This window comes from Paenibacillus koleovorans NBRC 103111 (assembly GCF_004000845.1).
Lineage (GTDB): Bacteria > Bacillota > Bacilli > Paenibacillales > NBRC-103111 > Paenibacillus_AA > Paenibacillus_AA koleovorans.
Genome location: NZ_BIMA01000057.1, coordinates 30,864 through 44,042 on the forward strand (window position 1 = coordinate 30,864; position 13,179 = coordinate 44,042).

13 protein-coding genes are annotated in these 13,179 nt (G+C 56.3%); 9 read left to right on the top strand and 4 right to left on the bottom strand.

All coding sequences use genetic code 11. The features are described 5' to 3' along the window. Positions 1 to 13: 13 nt before the first annotated feature. Genes PKO02S_RS18845 through PKO02S_RS18855 form a run of 3 tightly spaced genes read right to left on the bottom strand, consistent with a single transcriptional unit; the run spans position 14 to position 3,807 of the window. Positions 14 to 1,882, bottom strand: a complete 1,869-nt coding sequence (locus PKO02S_RS18845; RefSeq protein WP_127585391.1) for an Hsp70 family protein — start codon at positions 1,880 to 1,882, stop codon at positions 14 to 16. Further along, positions 1,872 to 2,501 (bottom strand): nucleotide exchange factor GrpE, encoded by a 630-nt coding sequence (locus PKO02S_RS18850; protein ID WP_127585392.1) that lies wholly within the window; start codon positions 2,499 to 2,501, stop codon positions 1,872 to 1,874. The genes PKO02S_RS18845 and PKO02S_RS18850 overlap by 11 nt, the downstream gene beginning before the upstream one ends. Positions 2,502 to 2,556: 55 nt before the next feature. After that, the gene (locus tag PKO02S_RS18855) at positions 2,557 to 3,807 is read right to left on the bottom strand and encodes a DnaJ domain-containing protein (RefSeq protein WP_127585393.1); all 1,251 of its coding nucleotides are present in this window, start codon (positions 3,805 to 3,807) and stop codon (positions 2,557 to 2,559) included. A gap of 91 nt (positions 3,808 to 3,898) precedes the next feature. Here PKO02S_RS18855 and PKO02S_RS18860 point away from each other — a divergent pair, with 91 nt between their 5' ends. From PKO02S_RS18860 to PKO02S_RS18870, 3 genes are all read left to right on the top strand, one after another. Further along, positions 3,899 to 4,153 carry a hypothetical protein gene (locus tag PKO02S_RS18860; protein ID WP_127585394.1) on the top strand — a complete coding sequence of 85 codons (255 nt, stop codon included), beginning with the start codon at positions 3,899 to 3,901 and terminating at the stop codon, positions 4,151 to 4,153. Between the two features lie 87 nt (positions 4,154 to 4,240). Continuing rightward, positions 4,241 to 4,474: a hypothetical protein gene (locus tag PKO02S_RS18865; RefSeq protein ID WP_127585395.1), complete on the top strand. Its 234-nt coding sequence runs from the start codon at positions 4,241 to 4,243 to the stop codon at positions 4,472 to 4,474. Between the two features lie 163 nt (positions 4,475 to 4,637). Beyond that, a complete protein-coding gene (locus tag PKO02S_RS18870; RefSeq protein WP_127585396.1) occupies positions 4,638 to 6,023 on the top strand; it encodes a family 4 glycosyl hydrolase in 1,386 nt (461 codons plus the stop codon). On the opposite strand, the gene PKO02S_RS18875 is transcribed toward PKO02S_RS18870, so the two are convergent. Continuing rightward, positions 6,013 to 6,822, bottom strand: coding sequence for a helix-turn-helix domain-containing protein (locus PKO02S_RS18875; protein WP_127585397.1), 810 nt, complete (start codon positions 6,820 to 6,822; stop codon positions 6,013 to 6,015). The two genes, PKO02S_RS18870 and PKO02S_RS18875, sit on opposite strands and share 11 nt — an antisense overlap. A gap of 360 nt (positions 6,823 to 7,182) precedes the next feature. On the opposite strand from PKO02S_RS18875, the gene PKO02S_RS18880 reads away from it, so the two are divergent. The 6 genes from PKO02S_RS18880 to PKO02S_RS18905 all read left to right on the top strand — a co-directional run bounded on the left by PKO02S_RS18880 (position 7,183) and on the right by PKO02S_RS18905 (position 12,860). Then, on the top strand, positions 7,183 to 8,061 hold the full coding sequence (locus PKO02S_RS18880) for an AraC family transcriptional regulator (protein ID WP_164821544.1): 879 nt from the start codon (positions 7,183 to 7,185) through the stop codon (positions 8,059 to 8,061). A 2-nt stretch (positions 8,062 to 8,063) separates the two neighbouring features. After that, on the top strand, positions 8,064 to 8,204 hold the full coding sequence (locus PKO02S_RS32455; RefSeq protein WP_164821545.1) for a hypothetical protein: 141 nt from the start codon (positions 8,064 to 8,066) through the stop codon (positions 8,202 to 8,204). 212 nt (positions 8,205 to 8,416) lie between these two features. Further along, on the top strand, positions 8,417 to 10,621 hold the full coding sequence (gene argS / locus PKO02S_RS18885; protein WP_246067121.1) for an arginine--tRNA ligase domain-containing protein: 2,205 nt from the start codon (positions 8,417 to 8,419) through the stop codon (positions 10,619 to 10,621). A gap of 560 nt (positions 10,622 to 11,181) precedes the next feature. Next, complete coding sequence (gene fabZ, locus PKO02S_RS18895) at positions 11,182 to 11,604, top strand: 3-hydroxyacyl-ACP dehydratase FabZ (RefSeq protein ID WP_127585399.1); 423 nt, start codon at positions 11,182 to 11,184, stop codon at positions 11,602 to 11,604. Positions 11,605 to 11,826: 222 nt separating this feature from the next. Next, positions 11,827 to 12,378, top strand: coding sequence for a class I SAM-dependent methyltransferase (locus PKO02S_RS18900; protein WP_127585400.1), 552 nt, complete (start codon positions 11,827 to 11,829; stop codon positions 12,376 to 12,378). Positions 12,379 to 12,413: 35 nt separating this feature from the next. Next, entirely contained in the window at positions 12,414 to 12,860 is a 447-nt protein-coding gene (locus tag PKO02S_RS18905; protein WP_127585401.1) for a GNAT family N-acetyltransferase, read from the top strand. Positions 12,861 to 13,179 lie beyond the last annotated feature (319 nt).

A 13,179-nucleotide genomic window follows, 5' to 3' on the forward strand; every position in this document is an offset into this window, starting at 1 on the left:
CTTGTAGCCTCCTTTACAGCTCCAGTTCAATCAGAAAATCGGTCATGTCGTCAATCAGCTGCTGCAGCCGATCGATGTCGCCCGCTTCCATGGCTTGCTCCAGGCGCTCCATTTCTCGTAAAGCACGGGTCTTAGCGGAGGACTCCAACTGATCCAGCTGATCCCGGACTCGTCCGATGAGCAGCTGCGCCTCTTCATGAAGGACGGTCGGAGACTCTTCATCTGTCCGCTCCTCGTCATCCATCTCCTCGTCCAGCCATTGCTCGAGTTCCATCAGCTCCTCTTGCTCACTGAGCAGGTCGTCCGGCTCCTCAGCCGGTGCTTGATCCCATAGCTTCTGCAATCGTTCGGCGCTTTCCTGCAAGGCTTCCTTCGATTCCCGGTTCAACGCGTCTTGTACCGTTACGGTCATGGCCTTGCCATTCGCCGGGGACTGGGCCGTCACTTCAAGAATCCCGTTCAGATTGTATCGGAAGGTGACGTCAAGGGGCTCCAGGCTTTTGTAGTTCGCCGGCAGCCCTTCGAGCAGGAACTCTCCCAGCCTGTGATTGTGCTTGACCCATTCATGCTCGCCTTGGTACACCTCAATCGATACGGCGGTCTGCCCCGGTGCGGATGTAGAAAATCGTTTGGTCCGGGTAACCGGGATCGTGGTGTTGCGCGGGATGATCGGGGCAAATCCGCCGGCCCGCGGAGCTCCAAGCCGTCCTTCCGTCAGTACCGCAATGCCCATGGAGAACGGGGCGACATCGGTGGCGACGAGCCCGCTGTCCGATAAGGCGCCTGATTTCAATCCAGCCTGGACGGCGGCCCCAAGAGCTACCGCTTCATCGGGATTGACATCCGTACGCGGAGCCTTGCCGAACAGGTCCACGATCAGCTCGCTTACTCTGGGAATGCGTGTGGAACCGCCGACCAACAGCACTTCGTCGATATTCGCCGCGTGCAAGCCGGCATCGTCCAGCACCTGCCGCACCTTGTCCATAGACTCGAGCAGTTGGGCATCGATCAGCGACACGAAGGTAGTGCGCGTCAGCTCGACGTGTAGGCCGATCGGCGTATTATGCTTGACCGTCACTAACGGAATGGCGAGCGATACGGTCTCTTGCGAGCTCAGAAGCTTCTTGGCGTCCTCCGCCTTCTCCTTAAGCAGCGCCCGGGCCCGCAGATCGTCGCGCGGATCGACGCCATGCTCGGCAATCATCCGCTCGGCCAGCCAGTCGACGAGCTTCCAGTCGAAGTCTTCTCCGCCCAGCATACGGTTACCGGTGGAGGCCCGGACTTCCAGAACCCCGCTCATCAGCTCGACTACCGAAACATCGAACGTGCCTCCGCCAAGATCATAAACAAGAAACGTCTGATCGTTCTCCAGGTTGTCCAAGCCGAAGGCAAGCGCTGCCGCCGTAGGCTCGTTGATGATGCGCTCCACAACGAAGCCCGCCAGCTCTCCCGCTTCCTTCGTCGCCCGGCGCTGCTCGTCGGTAAAATAAGCGGGAACCGTAATGACGGCCTCTTTGTCTCCCTCGCCGTGTAGCTCATCGACATAAGACTTCAACTCTTTCAAAATGAGCGCCGATATTTCCTGGGGGAGCAGAGCTTGTCCTGCGAGCAGCAATGGCTCGGTAGAGCCCATCCGACGTTTGACGGCGGCAAGGGAGCGATCGGGCATAGCAACCAATGCGGCCCTCGCGTCTTCCCCGACAACGGCTCTCCCTTGCGGATCAATGAGCACGACCGAAGGGATAATGCGCTCTCCCCGAGGGGACGGGAGAATCTGAGGCTTCCCTTCCGCTATATAGGCTACCGCCGAGTTTGTAGTCCCGAGGTCGATCCCTACGATCGGACGGAACGATTCCATTCTCCTTTCGCGATTACTCGTCATAATTATTCTCCTTCGCTAATGTGATGACCATCGCTTTGCGGATCAAAGTGCCGTCATCGGATGCAAAGCCTCTTCGGATCACTTCCACGATCTGATAGGATTTCATGGCATGGATGTGATCCGGTCCGATGCCGCCCTCCAGCAATTGCTCTCGCGACACCGTACCTACCGATTCCGCCCACCGGGAGTCGAACGGTTGTCCTTCCGCCGGAATTTCATGAACGCCTGCCGCCGCCAGTGCTTCTAGCAGCTGAGTCGACCATTGCTTAAACAGCGGCTGCCAAACCTTGCCTTCCTCCCCCTTCAGTTGCGCCTGTAGAGCGTCGAAGTCGTCCACCTGACGCATCATATCACTCTGAAGCCGATATAGCTGTTGCTGCCGCTGCTGCAACTGCTCCTGTAGAGTGGTAAGCGTAGGCTGCAATTTCATTTGTTCCGCGAGCTGATCCGATACTTTGTCCAGCTTGGCCGATAGCTCTTGGCTGGATTTGAACTGCAGCCGCGTGAGCTTGGTCAACTGCTCGCCCAGCGCGGCGCTGGCTTCCTCCTGGCGGTCTTCCAATTGACGAATCGCTTCCGCTTCCGCAGAAGGCTTGCGAGTTAAGGGCCATTTCCACATCCTAGTACTCCTCCATACTTATAAGCTGATACAATAGTTTATTTTCCCTCGGTTATCAGCGCAATTGCCGTTGAGCTTCCTTGTTCAAGCCGGATGTCTTCTCCGTATACAAGGCCTCCCATTGGTCTTGATACCGCCGGTAAAGGAGGGGATACCTGGCAGGCAGCTTGCGGATGCCGGCTGCGAATCGTTCAGGCTGCGCTTCCATCTCCAGCAGCAAGCGGGGCGGGACGCTGTTGCGTGCTTGGGCAGCCAAGTCCTCTCTTTCCAGCTCCTCGTAGTACCAAATTGCGGCTTGAACGGCAATTAGCGGAAGCGTATCCTTATCGCGATGCATGCGTTCCATTTCCTTGTCGAGCCGAGACCATTCCTGGGCTTTCTTGCGCTGCTGCTGAAGGCGCTTGTCTCTCGGGTCCATCTCATAGGCGAAATCGGCGAATACTTCTGCTCTCTGCAGATGCATGAGTTTGATTTGATGCTCATACTCTTCGTTCAAAACCGTTACCACCATGAGTCTATCGTCAGGATCGTGGATCGACTTCAGAAATTTCCGGAACCTCGTCTGGATTTTGTGCCATTGGCTCCACTTTTCCAGCTCCATGAAAGCTTGAACCCAAGTTATAAACGAATAAATATCGTTTGCCTGCTCCATACCTGCAGGTGGAATATTGGCATTCATCAGGTTCCAGGCATCCTCGTAGCGATTCAGGCTTCTATAAGTTTGGACGAGAAAGGCGTTGTAATCCGCAATATGATTTCGGTCGTCCTCCTTTATCGCCTCCAAGGCAAGCAGCGCTTTCTCGGGCATGCCGTTGTCCAGAAACAGTTTCGCCCTCCAAGTCGCTGCGTTTGCTTTCTCTTCCGGTGACGAGGCCGTTTGAAGCATGATTTCCATACGTTCCTCGAACAAGTCCAGCTGTCCCCGGCCAATATAAATATGGGCAAGGCCGAGATGCAACGCCGACGAAGACGGCGACAGGACGAGCGCTCGCTCCAGCAACTGCTCGGCCTCCGACCAACGCTCCCGCTCTACGAGGCTCATCGCTTCCTTGTACAGCTTGTGAACGGAATCGCCATATTTGCGGAGCATATCATATTCCCTACGTTTCGCCGGGTCTCGAAGCGCCTCGAACGCTCTGCGAATTTCCTGGAATTTCTCGGGGTCCGACTCTGGTGTATGCTTTTTGATCAATTCAATGTACTTCTTCTTAATCGCATCTTGGGGAGCGTTGGCCCGGAGCTCCAATATTTTATAGTAATTCTCCAGCATGAGCTTTCTGGACCTCCGTCCCTTGGCAGGGGACATGCAAGTTCCTCCTCTATTTGTCTAGCTCTATTCCATCTTATTCGTTTGGCGTAGCTTGCTTAAACTGCAAAAGCGAGAGCCCTTTCCAACGATGGAACTGGCGGCTGAAGACGCCCACGCCGGAGAAGCCGAGATGTTCGCTGTCGCAGCTCTTGCAAGGCTAAGGTACTGGCGCGGGGCGATGCCCTCCGCCTTAAACGAAGCTTCCAATGCCATCAACCGCTCCTTTCCTCCGCGACAAATGGCTAAAATCGGCGCTCGAGCGGCCGTTATTTCCTCTATTTTACCTTTCTATAATGAGGGTATCAACGACAAAAGGCAAAATGAACGATGGCGATTCGATTGACGGACGAGCAAATTGAATTTTACCAGACTCGATACTTGCATGTGAAGGGATTGCTGCCTCCGGATGTGTTGGAGTTGGCGACCCGTATTGGATATTCGCTATGAAGGGACGGAGACGACTACGGAGACGACTACGGAGTCGGTGAAACAGCTTGGTTTTGTGGCGAGAAGCCCGATTAATCCGGGCTCGGAGACCCGGTGCGAGGAAGGGCTGGCGAAATGTGGGGGGGCGGTCGGCGGGGACTTATTAGTTGGCTGGCGGGATGGAATACACCGTGCCAGTCAGCATCGGCGGAAGAAAATGCTCTCCCACCACCTCTAAGCACGAAAATCCGCGTTGCAGCAGCAAATCCAGCTCTCCCGCCACCTCTATGCACAATGACAAAATATGCAGGTTTTCCAGCCGGAACGTTCGAATTGGTTTAGAAACGCCCTCCGTTTAAAGGTAGCATGGACTCATCAGGAAATAGGAGGGTGACAAAACCATGTACAACATTTGCATCATCGGAGCCAGCTTCAACTGGACGCGGACGATTGTTTACGATATGATGGCGGTATTTCCGGAGCGGCTGCATTTTCGACTGGTCGATTTGAATCCGGAGGCGGCCGAGGTGTGCCGTCAATGGGGGGAGCTGGCAACGAAGTGGTGCGGCCGACAGGATACATTCTCGGCCTTCACTGAGCGAAGACAGGCGCTCCCCGGCGCCGATGCCGTCTTCATCGCGATCGCTACCGGCGGTTTCGACGCGATGACGAACGATCTCCTCATCCCGGAGAAATATGGCATCTACGGAACGGTAGGCGATACGGCGGGGCCCGGCGGTTGGTCGCGGGCGATCCGCAACATCCCGGTGTTCGCGGAGATGGCCCGGGATTTCGACGAGCTGTGTCCGGAGGCGTTCATCGTCAACTACACGAATCCGATGTCGGCGCTGACGGCAACGCTTGATCGGCTGTGCGGCAACCCGGTCGTCGGGTTATGCCACTCCTACATTCAGACTAAGAACGTGCTGCAGCATATATTCGGGCTGGAGGACTGGAGCGAGCTGTCGGTGTCGATTGCGGGGATGAACCATTTCTCATGGGTGACGGATTTCAAGATCGGTCGGCGAGACGGTTATGCCGCGCTTCGCGAGCGGATTGGCGGCGGCTCGCTGCTCGACCTCATGCGGATGGAGGAGCCGGACGCGAACGGGTTCGTTTCCGGGCACCGGCTTTGCGCAGCTTTGTATGACACCTATGGCTACATCCCTTACGTCGGGGATCGGCATACGGTTGAATTTCTTTCCTACACCCTTTCCAACGAGCCGAAAAGGTATACGTTTTCCGGGCCGGACGGGGTTCAAGACGATGTGCTGGACCATTACGGCATCAAACGCACGTCTCTGGAAGCAAGGCAACGGAGAGCGGCCGGGTTCAAGGGCAGGATCCAGAAGGAAATCGCAGAATTCGCGGCGGCGCTGGCGGTGGACGAGCCGGAAGCCGGGCAGCCGATCAAGAGCGAGGAGCCAAGCGCCGAGCTGGTGCGCGCCTACTTGACCAACTCGCCGATGACGGAGGTCGTCAACATGCTCAACGTCGGCCAAATCCCCGGGCTGCCGCTAGGCGCCTGCGTCGAGACGTTCGGCATGATCGACGGCCTGGGCATACGGCCGGTGATGGTCGACAACGTGCCTGAGTCTTTGCTCGAGATTATGCGGCCGCAGGCGATCAACCAGAAGTGGGTCACGGAGGGCGTCCTCACCCGCAACAAGGGACTGTTGCTGCAGGCGCTGTACAATGATCCGCAGTGCAAAGGCCTGACGCCGGACCGCATCCGGGCGATGGCCGAAGAGCTGCTCGAGGCGAACAAACGCTGGTTCACATTGTAAGCGAGATGGAGTCGGAAGCGGCGGCTTGCTTGCGATATTGAAGCGGCGTCGTGCCGGTCCTCTTCTTGAACACGCGGCCGAAGTGGACGATGCTGTCGAAGCCGCTCCGCATAGCGATCTCGATCACCTTGAGCTCGGTTTCGCGAAGCAGCTTCCGTGCCGCCTCGATTCGAGTCCGGTTCAAATACTCGATCAAGGTGCAGTCGGTAGCTTGTTTGAACAGCCGACCGAGGTGCTGCGGACTGAGTTGGAACTCGGCAGCAAGTCCGGCCAGCGACAAAGGCGTGTCGTACTCGGCATCGATGCGAGCCACGATCATCGATAACGCGGAGGGCATCTGCTTCGGCATGGGCATCGGGCTAAGAGGGGCGGAGGGCGTCGGTAACGAGGTTGCCGCCGCTTTTGCCTGCCACCGTGTCGCGAGAAGGAGCAACTCCGCCAGCAAATGCTTCAGGTAGAGCTCGTATTCTGGCTCCTGCTCCTGCGTTTCTTTTACCATTCTCCGGAACAGCTCTTCCGCGACGATACGATCGGCTAACTCCAGGCTGACGATGGGAGTGGGGTGGTGAAAAGGAGCCCACAGCGTTTCGGGCCCCGGAGTGTTCTCAGATGGCGCGAACAGCTCGCCTTTGAAATTGATCAGCAGCCGTTCGTGTTCCCGCCCATTGTAGACGGTTCGATGAATCTCGTTTTTGCCGATCAGCACCAGATCCCCGGCCGCTACTGAGTAAGCGCGATCTCTGATAAAATAAACAAGAGCGCCTTCGAGCAAATAATAGAGCTCATAGGCTTCGTGCAAATGGTGGCTTTCCGGGTCGCTCTGCCTTGTGCGCCGGGCGTGCTCCAGCGAGAAATGGTCGGGCCCCGCGCGGTAGGCGGATATGATCTCGATGCTCAGACGGAACGCTCCTTTCGCAGGAAGAGTGACGGGACAGGGGGGACGATGATGGTGGGGGAACAGGTAACGACAGCATCAGCGCCAATGCCAGGACCAATACCAATGCCAGCATCAACGCTAACACCGGCACCAACGCTAACACCAGCATTACCGCAAGCGTCAGCGCAAAGACCAACGCAAAAGCTAGTGCCAGCACCGGCCCAAAAACCGACTCCAACGCCATCACTTGTACCTGCATCAAATCTGGTTTCTTACGGCAGCTTGGACAGCGACCTGCTCGTCAACCATCTGAAGCGGACAGTCACGCCGAATCCCGCCAAGGGGCAGACGCATTACCATAGCAATTACGAAATTTTTTACCTGGTATCCGGCTCGCTGACTTATTTCGTGGAAGACCGGACTTATGCGGTGCGGGAAGGCGACTTGGTATTCATCGATGAAAATGTCCTTCACCGAACATCTTACCGGGATCGGATGGAATATGAAAGAGTTTTAATCACGTTCAAGGCGTCCTACATCGATCCTTCGTATATGCTGTACTCGCCGGTTCTATTCGAGCCGTTCCGGCAGCCGCATCATGTCGTCCGACTGAGCTTGCAGGACCGATTGTTCGTGCAGGAACTGCTGGACAAGTTAGTTCGGGAAGTCTCTCTCCAGGAGACAGGGTACGAGATGTATGCGAAGCAACTGCTGAGCGAGCTGTTGCTGGCCGCCGGCCGAATGATGAGACGCACGCCGCAGACTTCTTTCGGTCATCCAAGTCCCGTCCATGCGAAGCTGTCGAGGATCGTGCAATTTCTCAATCAGCACTATGAAAGCACGTTGTCGCTGCAGCAGGTGGCTGGGCATTTCGGGATAAGCGCCGCTTATCTCAGCCGGACGTTTCGGACGATTACCGGCTTTCATTTCGTTGAGTACTTGAATCTGGTGCGCGTTCGGGAGGCGGGGCGGCTGCTGGCGGGCACGGACCTGAAGCTGGCGGAGGTCGCGGCTAGAGCGGGCTTCGAGAGTTTGAACCATTTCGGCCGGCTGTTCAAACGCACGATGCGGATGACGCCTTTGCAATATCGGAATGGTTGCGGTAGGGGAGGGGGGGCCGGGCAGAGGGGCGGTTCATGGCCGGTTGACAGAGGCAAATGATTGTGGCAAAATGGAAAATTAATACGAAGTCGATGAGCGGAAAAGTATTCGTCGGGGGAAGTTGCAGCGAGCCGGGGGTGGTGGGAGCCGGTACGAAGCTGATGGAGAAACGGGTCCGGGAGACGGCTGTCCGAGCTGCGTGAGGCAGGTAGGATGGCCCGGCGACAGGCCGTTATTCTGTTCGAGGTGGCGGTGGTTCCCTGCGGCGTTTGCGCGAGGCGGGTGGATACACGGCACGAAGAGTGGTACCGCGGGAACAGCTCCCGTCTCTTTCTATACAGGAAGAGGCGGGGGCTTTTTTGATTTGGGCGTGGCGGTGACGAATCTTAGGCAAAAGGAGCGTGGGTTAGCGATGATGATGGTGAATCCGATTCGAATGGCGATTGCGGAAGCGTTGGAGCAGCAGGTGGAGCGGCTGCTGCGAGAGGCGGGGCAGGCGCGTCCGGCCGGGATGAAGGTGAGCGTGGAGCGGCCCGCGCATCCGGAGCACGGCGAGTATGCCTCGAATGCGGCGATGCAGCTCGCGAGGACGCTTCGCCGGGCGCCGCTGGCGATCGCCGCAGAGCTGGCCGCCGGGCTGGAGCGGGACGGCCGTGTCGGCGGGCTTGTGCGGCAAGTGGAGGTCGCGGCGCCGGGGTTTCTGAACATGCGGCTCGATTGGCGCGTATGGGCGGACGGGGCGGTGGCACAGCAGGTTCAAGCACCGAGCTTAGGGGACGCCATCCCGCAGCCGCACAAAGCAGTCATCGAGCACACCTCGATCAACCCGAACAAAGCGGCCCACATCGGGCATCTGCGCAATTCCTGCATCGGCGATACGCTGGCCCGGCTGTATAAGCGGGTCGGCTATCGGGTCGAGGTGCACAACTATATCGACGACTTGGGCAATCAGTTGGCCGATACGGTAGTCGGGCTGCTGCATACCGGAGCTGAGGGCGAGTACGCGCGGTTTGGGGATTTTTGCTGGGACACGTATGCTGCCGTCAATCGCGCTTATAAGGCGGATCCGTCGCTTGCAGAGGAACGGATCCGGGTGCTGCACGAGTTGGAGGAGGGGCGTTCCGGGACGGCATGGCTGGGCGAGCTGGTAGCGGAAAAAATCGTGCGTGAGCATGTCGAGGAGATGAAGCGGTTCGGCATCGAGTACGATGTACTTGTGTGGGAAAGCCATCTCGTGCGCCAAGGCTTCTGGCAGGCGGCCTTCGACATGCTGAGCGGGACGCCGGTGTTCCGTCAGGAGACGGAAGGCAAGCTGGCCGGCTGCTGGGTGTTGAAGCAAGGGAGCCGAGGGAGTCGGAGTGAAGGCGCAGGCGAGGGTGAGGTGGCGGTTCTTGAGGCGGCAGAAATGGAGGAGCAAGAGCAAGAGCATGGGCTGGAGCAGGAGCACGTGTTGGAGCAAGAATCTGAGACAGGGCATCACGTCGATAAAGTGCTAGTCCGCTCAAACGGCATCCTGACCTATACGGCCAAAGACATCGCTTACCATCTCTGGAAATTCGGCCTGCTGAAAAAGACGTTCACCTACAAGCGGTTTGGCGACAAACTATGGTCTACCGCCGGCGTTAAGGCTGCTCGGAAAAGCTTCGGTCAGGCCGATCTCGTCCTGAACGTCATCGACCATCGCCAGGAGTACCCGCAGGCGATGGTGAAGCAGTCGATCGAAGCGCTCGGCTTCGATCGGCAGGCGGAGCGACTGCGCCACGTCAGCTACGGCGTCGTGTCCCTCAGCCCGGCGACGGCGGCCGAGCTCGGCATCGACACGTCGGACGGCAAGAGCTCATACGCGATGTCCGGGCGCCAAGGGATCGGCATCAAGGTCGCCGATCTGCTTGCCCATATGGAGCGCGTCATCGACGAGAAGCGGTCGCGGCGCTCGGGGTTGTCCAGCCGTGCAATCGCTGCTGCAGCGATCCGGTACTACTTGCTGCGGTACAACTTGAACACGGAGGTGGTGTTCGATCTCCACAAAGCGATGGAGATCTCCGGCAATACCGGCGTGTACTTGTTGTACGCGTACGCGCGGGCGGCGAGCTTGGCAGCGAAGGCGGGGGCAGCCGGCGCCGCAGGCGTAGGAGCAGGCGTGGGCGGAGCAGACGCAGGCGCGGAGGCAAGCGCCGATGGCGGAGGTGGCGCAGGCGCGGCGAGCACGGCTGGCTCGAGCGGAGGAGCTGTCGCAGGCGTGGAAGCGAGCGTGGCAGGCGAAGACGGCGCTGGCACGGTAAACGCTGGCGGCAGGGACACCGCTGAGGGCCAGCCGCTGCCGCTGGCTGCGCTCGCCGACGAGGCCGCGCTCCAGCCGGCCGAACGCGCGCTGCTGCGCCAGCTCGCGTACTGGCCGGACACGCTGGCCGCCGCCGCCGAAGAGCTCGCTCCGAACTTGGTCGCCGCCTACGCGCATGAGCTTGCCACCGCGTTCAGCACGTTTTACGCTGCGTGCCCGATCCTGCGGGCGGCGGATGCCGAGCGGAGAAGCTTCCGCCTATGGCTCACCGCCCGGTATCGTGAGACGCTCGGCGACGCGCTGCAACTGCTCGGCTTGCCGACCCCGTCCCGCATGTAAACGGCAAAGCCAGGCCGCTTCGCTACTCTGGGCCACAATCAGCACGCCCAGTACGTCGGGCCTCTCTCCTTGCGGAAATCGGACTGAGAACCCAAGTAAACAGACTGAGAACCAAAATTCCTTCTTTTTCGTGGAGGAAGTGCATCTGAGAACCTAAGTACTCAATTCAGGAAGCCAGCTTCGCGAATTGGATACTTAGGTTCTCAGATTGGTCGAATGCGGGTCCGTATGCGAAAATTGGTTCTCCAATAGCGAAATTCGGTATCCAGATCACCCCCCGACCGCATCTTCGACGCACCTTTACATGCCGATTCAACTGTCACCTGTAGCGCCGCTTGGCTCGTGCTCAATCATTGCGCAGGCCGATCAGATTCCTCACTGGCGGACAAATCACTCTTTGTATGCGTTGCTGAAGCTATTGGAGTCGTAGACGTGGCTAATCTTGCTTCCTAATCGGTAAGTTTCGTGTGCTATTCGAGATCAACCACAATAACCACTATGGTCAAATTTACCAAATTGCGATAAAGTAGTAATAAACGAAACCCTATGGAGGCAGTTTTATGCTACATATAGAAGCAATAAAAGAGACCATTCCACATCGCTACCCCTTTCTCTTGGTCGATAGAATCCTGGAAGTTCATGAAGGGAAACGAGCGGTTGGAATCAAAAATGTGACCATGAATGAACCCTATTTTCTTGGTCATTTCCCCGACTATCCGGTTATGCCTGGAGTCTTAATTGTAGAAGCACTCGCGCAGGTTGGCGGTATCGCCATGTCCAGTGGAGCGAACAGCTCGCATAAACTTGGATTCTTGACCGGCATTGATGCATGTCGCTTCAAACGCCAAGTCAAACCAGGCGACCAACTGATTCTTACATTCGAGATCACCCGAGCTAAGGGACCAGTCGTCAAAGGAAAAGGAGTCGCCACGGTCAACGAGGAGCTGGTCTGTGAGGCTGAAATTATGGTTGCCTTTAACTGATGGGGGAAAGCAATATGAAACGTTTCTTTTAGTCCTATTGTTAGTATGGATTTCTTTTAACTACGGGCTGTTCCTCTGTGGCGGCTACTTGAATATGAAGTGATTGCACAAAGTACGGCCATCTATTGAATTACGGCGAGCTTTCTCATATTGGGCGTGGTATGCGCCTGGTTTAGTAGGTAGGGAACGGGAACCGAAGAACAATTGGATGGGGTGCACAAAATGAAAGTGGTTCTTGGTGCAGGGCGGACTAAATATGAGGGATGGCTCAGTACGCAGGAAGAGGAGTTGAACCTACTTGCTTCAGAAGATTGGAATCGTTTATTTACAGAGGAGAGCATTGATGCGCTCTTGGCGGAACATGTGTGGGAACACTTGACTTATGAGGAAGGGGGCGTGGCTGCAAATCATTGCTTTCAGTTTTTGAAGCCCGGTGGTTATATTCGATGTGCAGTCCCCGATAAAAATTTTCGTAACGAATGGTACCAGCAAATGGTTCAAATAGGAGGCCCCGGTCCTGCAGACCATCCGGCGGCATCTCATAAAATCGTTTATGATGCCAAAACATTTGTACAAGTATTTGCAAAGGCCGGGTTTGAAGTCTCGTTGTTGGAGTATTGCGATGAAGACGGAGATTTTCATTATACGCATTGGAATGAGGCGGATGGCAGGATAGGACGGTCTTTTCGTTTTGATACAAGAAATTCTAAGGAAAGCCTCGGAATGGTCTCGATCATAGTGGATGCTAAAAAACCGCTGATCATAAAAGCGTGACAGCCATTGAAAGTCATTTCTGTCGACAAGGAAGGATGTCCATCGTGCTGTTCCGAGAAGCTGTTACAACCGATATCCCGCAATTAATTAGATTTCGGAAGATGTTGCTGTCGCAAGAGGACAATAGCAGTATGGATGAAGCTTTTAGAGATTACTTTGATTCCTCAATAGCGGACAAGTCACTAGTTGTATGGGTTGCTGAAGATGACGGAGTCGTAGTGTCCACTGTATGTTTTTCCCTGTGGCGACTTGCACCGCGATTTGAGAATCCTTCTGGTCTGGTTGCGTATATGGCAAATGTTTTCACACTCCCAGATTACCGTCGACAAGGGCTAGCGTCCAAGCTTGTTCGGGAAGCCATTGACGATTTAAAGGCACAAGGAATTCTGAAAATCTTATTGCACGCGTCCGATATGGCAAAACCGATGTACGAAAGTCTTGGCTTTGTTGAAAGTAAGAACTACATGTCTTTAAAAATTTGATGCTGAACGGGAATTCCTTCAATAGAGCCAGAAGCTATTGAATCGGATGTAGTAAAGCAGGGAGCTGCGATTTTGGGATAGACCGTCCGTAAGGGCGGTCTTTCTGCGCATTTATTTACATTATAGAAAGTTTAAGTGTTTTACAGCGATAAAGCGTAAGAGGACGCTTGCTAAGCGAGTTTGGGGGATTCAGCATCCATGGCGCCACTTCGCGGCATCGCTGTCTCTAGTCCGACTTTTTCGGACTGCGTGGCGGGAGTGAAGCGTGAAGGGTTTTCTAGTCCGAATTGTCCCACTTGCAGAGCCCCTTGGCCCCCCC

What these genes read in the sequence shown, in the direction of transcription:
- PKO02S_RS18845 (WP_127585391.1), bottom strand. Translation starts at nt 1,882, where the DNA reads ATGACGAGTAATCGCGAAAGGAGAATGGAATCGTTCCGTCCGATCGTA.
- PKO02S_RS18850 (WP_127585392.1), bottom strand. Translation starts at nt 2,501, where the DNA reads ATGTGGAAATGGCCCTTAACTCGCAAGCCTTCTGCGGAAGCGGAAGCG.
- PKO02S_RS18855 (WP_127585393.1), bottom strand. Translation starts at nt 3,807, where the DNA reads ATGTCCCCTGCCAAGGGACGGAGGTCCAGAAAGCTCATGCTGGAGAAT.
- PKO02S_RS18860 (WP_127585394.1), top strand. Translation starts at nt 3,899, where the DNA reads ATGGAACTGGCGGCTGAAGACGCCCACGCCGGAGAAGCCGAGATGTTC.
- PKO02S_RS18870 (WP_127585396.1), top strand. Translation starts at nt 4,638, where the DNA reads ATGTACAACATTTGCATCATCGGAGCCAGCTTCAACTGGACGCGGACG.
- argS (WP_246067121.1), top strand. Translation starts at nt 8,417, where the DNA reads ATGATGGTGAATCCGATTCGAATGGCGATTGCGGAAGCGTTGGAGCAG.
- fabZ (WP_127585399.1), top strand. Translation starts at nt 11,182, where the DNA reads ATGCTACATATAGAAGCAATAAAAGAGACCATTCCACATCGCTACCCC.
- PKO02S_RS18900 (WP_127585400.1), top strand. Translation starts at nt 11,827, where the DNA reads ATGAAAGTGGTTCTTGGTGCAGGGCGGACTAAATATGAGGGATGGCTC.
- PKO02S_RS18905 (WP_127585401.1), top strand. Translation starts at nt 12,414, where the DNA reads ATGTCCATCGTGCTGTTCCGAGAAGCTGTTACAACCGATATCCCGCAA.